This window comes from Ruegeria sp. SAZA006, from assembly GCF_059613465.1.
Genome location: NZ_JBXWSO010000005.1, coordinates 63,302 through 74,879, shown reverse-complemented (window position 1 = coordinate 74,879; position 11,578 = coordinate 63,302). Strand labels below are relative to the sequence as shown.

The window sequence follows — 11,578 nt, the reverse complement described above, 5'->3', positions numbered from 1 at the left end:
TCAGCTGCCCCCTTGCGCCTTCAGCGCCTCGAAATGTGCCCAGGCGCGTTTGTAGTCTTCGATGCGGTCGCATTGGGTAAAGGGGCCGACAAAGCGGCGAGTGATTTCGCGGGGGCCGCCAGGTTGGGTGTCATCAATCGCTTGGCTGACCAACTCATCGGGCTCGGAGGCCAAGATTGCCTCCCACGCATTGCGGCCGGGGCTATTCCAGTTACCGCGATTGTCTTCCACCAGATGACCGACACCGGGCAGACCTTTGGAACAAGTCCAGACAATCCGTCCCTGTTGATCGTACCAAGTGCCTGCTTCGTTTTCTTGGAGAACGGGAAAGTAGATACGGTAGATTTCGATCAACTGGTCCAACGTCAAACCAAGCGCCTGCGCCACCAGCACGTCAATCTCGATCAGGGCCAAACGGCGAGCGAATTCGGTACGCAGGCCTGCGTTTCGGTCCCAAAATGCGGGACCTTCATCGGAGCTTTCCAGCGCGAGGCGTGGGTCATCGGATGACCAAGGCATCGGAGACATTTCAGGCGCGTTGTTGTTCCAGAGGTCGGTATAAGCGGATGTTAAACAATTCAGACGGAGGGCGCGATGACGCGCTGTTGGGCCTGCATCCACCCATCCCATTCCTCTGACGTCATGGTCATGGAGGTTCGTTTTGCCGGAGGCTTTTATTCCAAAATCGTAGGGCAGCGAGACGAACATGCATGTTGCGGCCAACAATTCCTTCTCAGAAATGAAGGCGATGCTGTCGACACTGTTAACATGAGCCATTCCTGGCGAGACGATGGCTCCGATCAAACTTCTTTCACTGTTCAAGTTGATCATCTTGCGTACAGCAAAACGATAAAAACTTGCGTGGCTCTTTGTCGGGTCCCAACGGCAACGGGTCATGCGGCGGCGGTATTCAGGCAGCTCGACCCCTGGCCCATAATTCGTGCGCGGAAGATAGTCATCCGGTGCCGAGATAAGATCGATCACATCGTAATCGGCATTGGTCCTGCTGACAGAGCGCGGAGTTTTGTAAAGCGGATTTCCGACATGAAACAGCGGTCCTTGCAGCACCATTTCTTCGGCATCGCGGAAGGTCGTAGCGCGTTTGATGGAACCGACTTTTTGGCTGGTAGTTTCGTTCCAATCATGGCCCATCTGCCAAAGCGAAACTTCTTCGCCGCCTGGCATTCGCTTTTTCGGAATGGCCGCGTCCAGTTTCGGAAACTGTGCCATCTGCTTGAATACATCCAGCGTGCGGGCTGAAAACGGCTGGATGAACCGCGCTTGTTCAATTGGCACGTCAGCTTCTTCCGACAGCGCATGAATGACTGATAGCGCATCGCGGTCAATCCGCATAATCCGATCACGGTGACCGCGCGTATCCCAGTTTCCCTCCGCGTTCTTGATGCCGGGGAGATCACCCATACCATCTTGGTCCGCATAAGAGTCTTCTACTTGAGAAGCTGCAAACGCGTATGTGAACTTATCAAAGCCTTCGAATGTCGGTTCGCCGCGATAAATGTTCAAGCTGAAACGGACGTTGTGGTCAACCTCTGCAAAATTTCGGGATTTCATGCGGTTGATGAACTCGAAATGACTTGCCGTTCTTGCATACCAATGCGACCTGAACTCTCCAGAATGCGGATCTCCCAAGTGCCCATCTTGGTGAATAAGGGCGGCGTATCCTTCTGGCGCGGTCAGGCGAAACGAGAGATCAATAAAGCACCGATAGAGGTTGTTAGCCCCCCCACCCGCGAAAGGCTGCATAACCTCAGAGGCAGTGATCGCCATTGCGCCCTTGGTCGCGACATACTCCTGCGAGAACCGCGCTTCGCCGCCTGATTTATCCAAGGCTTCTGCTAGCACATCACGCGCTTGGGTTGCCGACAATCCACGGTGGTAGGGATCGATATCCGCTAGCACCAACCCTTCATTCCAAGTTGGTCGCGCCCACGGCGGGTTCCCTACAATCATATCAAACCCACCACGGGCGCGCATCACGTCGGCGAAGATCAGATCAAAATGCACAAAGCGTTCTCGCTCCGCCACTTGGGTTGCCACACCAAGCCAGTCGAAGGTCTCGATCAGTGCCTCGACATTGGTTTCGCGGAACAGCAAGTCCTGTGTCTTGTCGGCCGCTTTGAACAGGTCACGCGCGGGGGCATCCGGTTCAAGTTGCTCAAAGAAATCCAGTTCCGGGTCCGAGAACTCTGACATACTTGGTGCTTCAAGCGATCCGTCAGCAGAAAACCCGCCCTCAAGGATCATGGCCATGCCGTTAAGGAACTCGAGCCGCGATGGCAGTTTGTCCGCCTGATCTAACGGCCAAAGCCACAGAGCGCACCACGCGTCCATCGCCGTTTTGAGCCGCTTGTAAGGTAGGGTATTAGTGGCGTGATCATCACCAACCAAATGCGCGGTCAGCTTTGCCTTGGCATGGAAATCCATCCGCTTGTTGCCAGCCATTTCATGATCGGGCCAAATGGTAATCTCGTCGTTGGAAGAAATACGGGTCTTCTCCAGATCATCGGCGACTTGTTCGAATAACGCTTCAGCCACTTTGCTGAGTTTCTGGACCAATTGGACTTCGTGCTTTTCAAGTTTTTTGAAGAACCCGCCTTGGCGCCAATCTTTGATCCGCTTTTGCTCATCTTCGGCAAAAGGTTTGATAGTGTTGTCGCCATCAAATTTGGCCATATCTTTGGCTGGGAGTAGCCACTGCCAGATCTGGCCTTCTGGCAACTTGTTGCGCCAGCCTATCTCCTGCGGTTTGGCATTGAGCCATAGATCTACCGCTCTAGATGCTGTCGTGAGCTTCGGATCATAGGACGCCCTTCGTGCGCCCAGCAACGAGTTCCCGGCATGCAACTGGTCTCCGAACCACGGCGAAAACGTACTGTTGTGCAGGCCATTGAGCCAAAGCGAGATCGCGCCGAGTTCAACCGCGATAGGGTTCAAGTCGACACCGAAGCAATTTCGGTCGGCGATGAAACTGCGGACCTTTTGCTTCTCGACGACGATTTGGTCTTGCGGAATGGTCTTGCCCAACTCCTGTTGTTTGCGGTCCAGATAGAGGTCCGCCAGCTGGTTTGTGGTCTCGACCAGGAAGGCCGCCGATCCCATCGCGGGCTCGAGGATCTTCAGCTCCAGCAATTCATCGGCGCTGAGGTCTTTGCAGCGCTCCATGAGGGCGTGTTTGACCAGCAATCGGGCCAGCGGTTCAGGGGTGTAGAAGGACGCCGACTTTTCTCGATCCCGACCCGCGAGGCGGTAGATGAACGTGCCCTTTGGATAAACGAGCGCTTCGCTGCTTTTGAAGACGACTTCGTCGGAGGTAAATTCGCCGTTCAAAAGGCGGCGTCGCTCTACAAACCAACTGGGTTCTAGAGGATCGACATCGTCCTCGCGGTTTACTGGAGCGTCTGAACCCGTATCTGCCTTTTTGCCTTTGCTGGGAAGAAGCTCAATTAGATCATTCTTGGCAACAACGCCAGTGAAGGAAATCAGGGTTTCATAGACGGCGCCCAATTGCCCAATGCCGAGCTTGGCATAGGAAATGCGCCCCGTACTTTTGTTGGTGGAGCGCAGTGACAGAAGCCGAATGACCTTCTGAATAGCCTCATTGCGCAGATTGAGGCTGTTCAGGAGCGGAGTGCTCTGCGGATCAAGCAGGGATACTTTCACAGCCGGCAACTGGAGCCCCGTACCTTTGTCGGCATCTTCCAGATCAAGTCCCGTGTAGAGCAAATCCAAAGTCGTTTGCAGGCTCTCCCACAGGAAGGTGCCCGTACGATCCGCGGTGGTTCTGAGCGGAACGGATTCCAGATCGCGCAGGCCTTCCAGAGAGTATCCCGAGCTGTAGATTGGATTTTTCAAATCAAGCAGGCTGAGCCGCGGATTGGCTTCGGCATAGAACATGAACAGCAGGCGATACATATATCGCAAACATTCACGAGACAGGTCTGGGCCTTCGATCCAGACACCGCGTTTGGACTTGATAGGATAATTGGACGGAAACTTGCCTTCGGTGACTTCGAGAACTTCTTGCCCCAGCAGCTCGATGGCGTCTCGCACTGTTTTCTTGAGCGATGATGTCACCGCATTGGCGTTTCGCTGAGCCTCTTCTTCAAGTCTGTCGGAAATAGGCACCCCTTGCTCAGGCACCCGAGCCTCTCTTGCAATCAGGCAGGCCGTCAAAACCAGAGTGTCACGTTCCGAGCGCGCAAAAATCTCTTGCAGATTGAAGCGAAGTACTGACCGCGCAGGCCATTTACGACTATCGACAAGAACAAGCTGAGAGAGGCCGACGATCAATACGTTTCGAGGCGCATCTGGCAACTCGAACACACCTTTGGCCAAACACTCGCCAATTGTCTGGTCCAGCAGAGCCGCGTCTCGGTCTTCTTTTGCAAACTGGTCTTTGGCAAATTTCGCATCCAGCGGATCGGACGCCTCATCCTCATTGCTTGGGACCGGGGCTTCAATAATCCAAAGCGCATCTTTTCCATCTGGACTCGAAACTCTGCCGAGAAGCGGTATCAGTGGGTGCCCATCCAAACCTGTGGGCACGGACTCCCGTTTCCACTCATAGCCCAGTGCTTCCAGAACCTTGAAGCGGGCATCATTTGTGAGCGAATACCTTCTGGATCCTTCACTGGATGCACGAATTTGTCGGTAAGCATCCAAAGTCGCGCCGGAGACACCCTGTAAACGGTCAATGGGATGCTGTTTCTTCTCCAATCCAGACCAACGGGCAGTGATGTCGGCCAATTCGTCTTTCAAAACATCTGACAACGTTCCGGACGGGAAAAACTCTGCTTCATTTTCAATTCCAATGAGTTCCATGAGCTTACCCTACGAACACTGCTTTTACGTCAACGTGCGGATTGGGGTCATCAATGACCTTCCGTGTTCTTTCAAACCACTCGGTCCAATCCTGAAACAGGCGATCTATTCTTGTCTCTTTAGCCTGCCGGCGGGTCATTGAGCGCTTTTGAGCCGTGGTCAAAGCGCCTCCTGTCACCGTGAGGTCGCCGAAATCAAAGTCCAATTGGGCTTTGTGGCGAAGTTCCAGTTCTGAGAGGCGTGCAAGAACCGCGTTCATTTCCGTCTCAATCTCTGCGGCTCTTTGGTTCCGGAGTTGACGTAAATGGGTTTGGAAAAAGTCTACAGCCGAACGCAGGGTGTTTTGAGCTTCCTCTTGGTCGCTAATTGGCTGACTCGGCGTATTTCGCTTGAGTTGGGTACGTGTGAGAAATTCTTCGATTTCTTCAACTTGCAATTCGCCGGAGGGGGTCCGAACGACCACAGCCCACCGGTCAACCACGGGCGCACCCAGTGAATTGGGGACGGCCCCATGCATGACGAAAGCCATTTCACCATCAGCAAGTCGGCCCTTTAGCGACGCAATCGGCGCAGAGTGTTGAGGAAAGAACGTATTTGAGCGGTCGGCAAACCATTCCAGAATTGGATGCCCATCCCAGAGGTACTGAACGTCTGGCCAAGACCGCTCTCTCATTTTCGCTTCATCAATGGCCCTGGTAATTGTGTCCGCCTGATCTGTCAGTTCGACCTTGCCAGAGCGATCCACTGCCTCTTCAGGCATATAACGCCCATCAACCGCCCCGGCTCTTGCATAACCAAAGCCATCACGCGCCTTCATATCGTCCGGTATCTGGAACTTTATTATGCGTTGAGCCTCGTCGACGCTTGGAGGAGCATCAAACACCTGCTCTTCAGGCCGGCCGAGCCGTTCCAACATGCTGCCCGTATAGGAGAACGTATCTTCATACAGCCTCGGAGGTTTTGCCACTTTGGTTGAACCGGAACTCGCTGGCTCATCCACTTCGTTGGCATAGTCGCCAAAGATCGCATCAAAAGCATCATCAAGAGCCTTTGCTTGAGAAGCCCGCTCATCCATATCTCGTGCAAAGGCGTCTTCACCGACGCCTGACGCGACAGCGTCTGCGACTACGACCTCCTCTCCTTCGGCATCCCCTTGACCAAGGAAAACAGCAGGATCCCCGACGCCATCCTGAGCTTTCTCATCTCTCTCAACGAGCTTGTCCAAAACCCACATCTGGCGAACTTTTGGATGTGTACTTTCGCCGACAAAATACGTGATCTGCGGAGCGCGATCCTGCCCGTAACGGTCGATCCGCCCGTTCCGTTGCTGAAACCGCAGGAGAGACCAGGGCAGATCAAAGTGGATCAGTCGGTGACATTGGAAGTGCAGGTTCAGCCCTTCGGATGCCATATCAGAAGCAATCAAAACCCGAATTGATGAATTCTCTTGTCCGAAATCCTCGATGACCTTCTGGGTTTTGGTGTCGGCTTCAACGCTACCGCCGTCTACTCGAGCAATCTGGTCTTCTCTCAGGCCCAGATCTTCTCGCATCCGTTCGGCGAGCCAGGAAACTGTAGCGATGCGCTCAGAGAAAATAACCAGACGGTCACGTTTCTTGCCTCCGGTCCACTTTGCCTCTTTCAAGGCCTTCAGCAAGTCTTGGTACTTACTGAATTCGTCGACACCAATTCGTCCGACCTGATCAGCGAGCGCTTGCAGCCGCTTTCGATCTTCTTCCGTACCGCGGGCCGTCCCGCGATCAATACCATGTATGCGATTGTTCAGCGTCTCCAGGCAAGCGACCGGGCTTGAGAAAATCGCCTTTGCCAGGGTTGTGCGAAAGAGATCAATCGCTCGACCACGTTTGTTGTCTTCGTCAAGGTCCAGATTCAAATCCGCAATCGATTGATATGCTGCCTCTTCTGCGGGGCTGAGAGGGAAATCTCTTCTAATCAGTTTTCTCGGAGGCACAATCTCTCCTAGGTCTTCAATGACCTCGGGAGATGACCGAAAACGTCTGACAACCAGATCTTCAATATCTTCGCGTTTGAGCTTGGAAGGATCAGGTACGCGAGTTGGATCAAGCATTTCGATCAAGCTTGCAAAGCTTTCATGCGACCCATCATGCGGCGTTGCTGTCAGCAGCAGCAGCGAGTCTGTTCGTCGAGAAAGCAGTTTCGCAAGCTCAGCCCGTTGAGAGTTGGTTCCCGCAGTATTTTTGCGACGCGCCGCATTGTGAGCCTCATCGATGATGATCAGGTCCCAGTAGGATGCATCGATTGCGGCCCGAATTTGTGCGTCTCGTTTGAGTGTGTCGATGGACACAATGGAGCGATCCAACTGGTCAAAAACATTGTAGTGAGCCGGGATTTTGTTCCGCATCCGCCGAATGGCTGCGCTGTCCAGTCGCGACAGCGGGATCGAAAACCGGGTCCAGAACTCTTTTTGGAACTGTGTGAGCATCGCACGTGTCGTCACAACCAGTATGCGGTCAGCACGTCCCCGCAACGCCAGTTCAGAGGTAATCATTCCAGCTTCAAGTGTTTTGCCGAGCCCTACGTCATCGGCGATCAACAGGCGCACCCGATCTTGCGAAAGTGCGCGCTCTACAGGCAAATGTTGAAACTTCAAGTCATCAATGGCCGCCTGGCCAAATGTCAATGGTTGGCGTGTTGTAGTTGCGGTGTGGCGAAACGCAGCCTCAAGATAGAGTTTCGTGTCCGCTAGGCCCGGGGAAGTGTCAGGCTCAAGGTTTATGGCAGCCGGATCCAGGACACGAGCATTCTTTTCCAGACGCCAAACAAAGCGCGCTTCTTTTTCCCGCACAAGGCCAGCCACCCCCCGACAATGCACTTCACTGTCGCCGCCCTTGAGCTTGGTCAGCCCAAGAACTTTCCAAACTGCTGAGCGCACTTCGACAACAGATCCGGGTTGGGGGGACGCGCTCATTTTAGCCTCCGATATTCCGCCTGATATCGCGATTGAACTCGCGAATTGTTTGAAATTTAGACCTCTAGGTTACTGACAAAAATTTCGGATGGAAATGCTTCGCCTTCAGTTTACGGTTGAATTTTCTAAGGATTTAGTCATCCCCAACCTTGACGAGTGATGGGCAATAAATTAGCTTCAGAAGCCCGAAAGGAATTCCTCCTATGCATTCTTTCACATCGAGAACAGAGAGCGCGAAGGCGACATCAGATCGCTTGATATCGCACAGCTGATGTTTGGCGCCTGCCAAGGCGCTCGCACGTTTGTTTTTCTCTAAGTCGATGTTGAAAAGGATGCAGAATGCCTGCTGCACAACCGAATTCCGTTTTTTCTTCCGAAATCTACCAAAACGCTCTGGCAAAACTGGCTAAGAAATCTCCTTGGTCTGAGCTGGACGATGAGGATGTCCAAACAGAGGGGCCTCTTCAAATCTGGCGACAACAAGCCGATTTCGGAGACACAGACGCAGTGATTGGCCTGGCAAGGCTGGAAGCAACATTGCCAATGGGCGAAACTGAACTGGCCGAGCTGTTCTTTCAACCTTTCGCATTTACGGTAGTTGAAGCTCGCGAGTCATCCTGGGTCGGCCCCATTGTCGAAGCATTGGAAGACGGGCTTGTTCCGGCGGTTCGTAGCGCATTTGATTACCTGCCCAAACTTGAGATCCTCTCGACTGAAACCAAATCCACAAGGCGAGGGTTCTCTCGTCGCGACAGTGATCTTCAGGACCGGTTCGAGACCTGCATGAAACGCCGTCGTCCCTGTGTAGCGGTCGTTGAACAACGAAATGCGCTTCCTGAAGGCGCTGCGGAAGACGTGACCAACTGGGTGCGGATCTCCGATTTGACCTGGCCTTTGGTCTTAGGCGTGCATCAAAAAATTCACGGTTGTTCGGAGCAACCCAGCGCCAAATACACGCCACCGGCCATTCGCGAGGAAGCGTTGGACCTGAATCACTTAAGTTCTATTCAACTCATTCAAGCAGTTCGAAATCCAGATCTTAGCCACGCGGTCGAAAAAATCTGGGGGAAATGGTCCCTTCGGCAATCGGTCGCCGATCCCGATGCCCTTAAGAAGGTGAAGGGGTTGGGAGCCTCTCGCGAACTCCTTGAGCAGGTCTCGGAGGACGTCCAAGCATGGAGTTCTGGCCAACTAAACTGGTCAGATATCCCTAACGGAATTCTGATGTACGGGCCTCCCGGCACCGGCAAGACATTCACAGCTTCGAAACTTGCTGAGCAGGTTGGAGGGCACTTCATTTCCACCAGCTACGCTGATTGGCAAAAGAACGGCCATTTGGGCGATTTCATGAAGGCAATGAACAGCTCATTTGAAGAAGCTCGAGCGAATGCACCTTCGGTACTGTTCATCGATGAAATCGACAGTTTTGGTGACCGTGAAACGGCTACTGGCGAAAATTCCAATTACACCCAAGCTGCCGTCAACGCGTTGCTCGAGCAACTGGATGGCACTCGGAAGTCAGAAGGTGTTTTGGTGGTCGCTGCATGCAACAGCTTTGACAAACTGGACAACGCCCTGATCCGTTCGGGAAGGTTCGACACCAAGATCGAACTGCGTTTGCCCAACAAAGCTGATTTCGTCGAAATCCTCCGCGACCATCTCGGGCAGGAGGTCTCTGATGCCGCCCTTGAACGCACCGCGGCGCAGTTGTTGGGCTCTTCAGGAGCGGACGCCGCCGCAGTTGCGCGGCAAGCAAAGAGTTTGGCGCGGAGAAAGCCCAAGGCAGTTGGTGATATTGACCTGCTTCGAGCTGCTAGTTTTTTCGTCCCGCCAATGTCTGAGACAGACCTCAAGCGAGCGGCGATCCATGAGGCAGGCCATGCGGTAGTTGGCCACGTACTGGGGCGCGGCGTTCCCATCCTTGCCAATATCTCCGCGGATGGCGGCTACGTTGAATTCCCCCCGTCAAGCCCATTTCCAACTGCCGAGGACCTGCAAACCGTGGTTGCAACCTGCCTGGGCGGACGGGTGGCTGAAGAACTTTTCTTACAGTCGGTATCAGCCGGGGCGGGCGGAAGTTCTGAAAGCGATTTGGCGAAGGCAACGCTGCTGTCGGCCAAAATGGAAACACAATATGGTTTCGGTGGGAGCGGGCTCGTCTGGCGAACTATTGACAAGGAGCGGTTTGACACTGTTCTCGAGGACACATCCGCGCTGAAGAATGTTCAGCATCGCCTCCAGAAAGCAGAGGGAACGGCCAGGTCAGTTTTGACAAAACAGCGGGCGCTTGTATTGCGGCTTGCTGCTGGACTGATGGAGCATAGGCAACTTGGTAAAACGGAGTTGGCTGCTCTGCTATCAGAGCATAACGAGTCCGCCGAAACAGAGCTTCCCGGTTCCGCCGCGCCGCCAGGATTCTGCACGGGGTAAACTGAGGCTCTTATCGTCAATTTTGCCATTTAGATAAATCTATATGGCGTTTTTGACATTAAGTTTCGCGGTTTTTGTTGCAGTGCAGCAAAATCGGAAGCATCGGCGCAAGGTATCTTTTCCACGCGTCTACTGCGCCAGTATGGGCTGGCGCTGGCTTGGCTTTTTCTTAGCTTTAAAGTCGAGCCATTCGCCTTCTTTCCGCCCCGACTCAACAGCCGCGGTCCGTAAAGATGCCTCGAAGGGCTCCAAGTCCAGCCGCGGCCTTTCCCTTTGAAGAGCTCGGTAGGTTTGCATGTTGAACCGTCCCGGCACCACAGGGTGCTTCAATATCAGTTCACAAAGGCGGGCGACCTTTTCGTTTCTGAGTTTGTAGAAGCGACTGCTCATCGTACGGCCCGTCTCCACATCGAATTCGGGAAATGCAAGATGCCAATGTGTTTCGTTTCCAATGCCCGACGCTCGTTGTTTCACATGCTCGACAATGGAAACTCGATTTCCCGACGTGTTCGATATCCCATATTCTTTGCAGATTTCCGCAAAAACCCATATGAAATCCTGCCGACTCATAGCTTCATTCGGCGAAATCACAAAATGCCGTACCGCGTACTGTTTGCCGGCAACTTTGGAAATTTCTCCCATAAAGAGAAGATCTTCTGGGCAACCTCGGATCCATGTCGCAGTTTCGTTTTCCGCCGACTCTGCGAGGTAAGCAGCAATCTTCCCAGAGTGAGAAGCAGGGATGCGCGTCGATTTGATAATCATGAGCGCTTCCCCAGAAGGTGGTCTCGGATGGCATCCATGTCTCTTTGGATGGATTCGATACGTTTGCCTAGATCAAGAACCTGCTCAGCCCTGAGTGGGTTTACGACATTTGCCTCTGCCATTTTTCGCGACAGAAACGACAGGTTCATCCTGACATCAATCAACAATCCGAGGACCTCTATGGCTGCCTTGATGTTGTTGTTGATTGGCTTTGGTTTGGGAACCCGACGAGGTTTGGTTTCGGGAACTGTCTCTTCGTAGTTTAGCGCCCTGGCTAGGGTTAGTCGGGCATACGCAGTTGGTGAGAGGTCTGCGCTTCCTGCTCCGCATTTGAGCAGCTCATACAGGTTTTCAGACACCCGTAAACCAATCATTTTTGTTTGCGTGTCGGCATTAACCTTCCCCATTTTGTTCCTCCAGTTTGCTTGCAGCACGACTTGCTATGGCGCGCTCACAATGGAGGTGAACAGAGGTTCGCATAGAACAAGGACGTTTTGGAACTAGGCGCATTCGTACTGGGTGCATGTGCTGATTTGCTTGGATACTTCAGAGAAAAATCTCGAATTGAAAGCTGCGCCTTCGCAGCCCAAG

The 11,578-nt window shown here is 53.4% G+C and carries 6 protein-coding genes; 1 reads left to right on the top strand and 5 read right to left on the bottom strand.

The window, feature by feature from the left end; translation table 11 throughout:
* From AC2FNZ_RS06745 to AC2FNZ_RS06735, 3 genes are all read right to left on the bottom strand, one after another.
* The gene (locus AC2FNZ_RS06745) at positions 1-4,842 is read right to left on the bottom strand and encodes an Eco57I restriction-modification methylase domain-containing protein (protein ID WP_496839983.1); all 4,842 of its coding nucleotides are present in this window, start codon (positions 4,840-4,842) and stop codon (positions 1-3) included.
* A 4-nt stretch (positions 4,843-4,846) separates the two neighbouring features.
* The gene (locus AC2FNZ_RS06740) at positions 4,847-7,792 is read right to left on the bottom strand and encodes a helicase-related protein (protein ID WP_496839982.1); all 2,946 of its coding nucleotides are present in this window, start codon (positions 7,790-7,792) and stop codon (positions 4,847-4,849) included.
* Between the two features lie 133 nt (positions 7,793-7,925).
* Positions 7,926-8,144, bottom strand: coding sequence for a hypothetical protein (locus AC2FNZ_RS06735; protein WP_496839981.1), 219 nt, complete (start codon positions 8,142-8,144; stop codon positions 7,926-7,928).
* Between AC2FNZ_RS06735 and AC2FNZ_RS06730 the strand changes: the two genes are divergently transcribed.
* Complete coding sequence (locus AC2FNZ_RS06730; RefSeq protein WP_496839980.1) at positions 8,132-10,222, top strand: AAA family ATPase; 2,091 nt, start codon at positions 8,132-8,134, stop codon at positions 10,220-10,222. The genes AC2FNZ_RS06735 and AC2FNZ_RS06730 overlap by 13 nt on opposite strands.
* 129 nt (positions 10,223-10,351) lie before the next feature.
* On the opposite strand, the gene AC2FNZ_RS06725 is transcribed toward AC2FNZ_RS06730, so the two are convergent.
* Positions 10,352-10,987, bottom strand: coding sequence for a hypothetical protein (locus AC2FNZ_RS06725; RefSeq protein ID WP_496839979.1), 636 nt, complete (start codon positions 10,985-10,987; stop codon positions 10,352-10,354).
* Entirely contained in the window at positions 10,984-11,394 is a 411-nt protein-coding gene (locus AC2FNZ_RS06720) for a hypothetical protein (RefSeq protein ID WP_496839978.1), read from the bottom strand. The genes AC2FNZ_RS06725 and AC2FNZ_RS06720 overlap by 4 nt, the downstream gene beginning before the upstream one ends.
* Positions 11,395-11,578: the final 184 nt, after the last annotated feature.

Excerpts from the sequence above, each read along its gene's own strand:
- AC2FNZ_RS06725 (WP_496839979.1), bottom strand. The coding sequence starts at position 10,987 with ATGATTATCAAATCGACGCGCATCCCTGCTTCTCACTCTGGGAAGATT.
- AC2FNZ_RS06730 (WP_496839980.1), top strand. The coding sequence starts at position 8,132 with ATGCCTGCTGCACAACCGAATTCCGTTTTTTCTTCCGAAATCTACCAA.
- AC2FNZ_RS06740 (WP_496839982.1), bottom strand. The coding sequence starts at position 7,792 with ATGAGCGCGTCCCCCCAACCCGGATCTGTTGTCGAAGTGCGCTCAGCA.
- AC2FNZ_RS06720 (WP_496839978.1), bottom strand. The coding sequence starts at position 11,394 with ATGGGGAAGGTTAATGCCGACACGCAAACAAAAATGATTGGTTTACGG.
- AC2FNZ_RS06745 (WP_496839983.1), bottom strand. The coding sequence starts at position 4,842 with ATGGAACTCATTGGAATTGAAAATGAAGCAGAGTTTTTCCCGTCCGGA.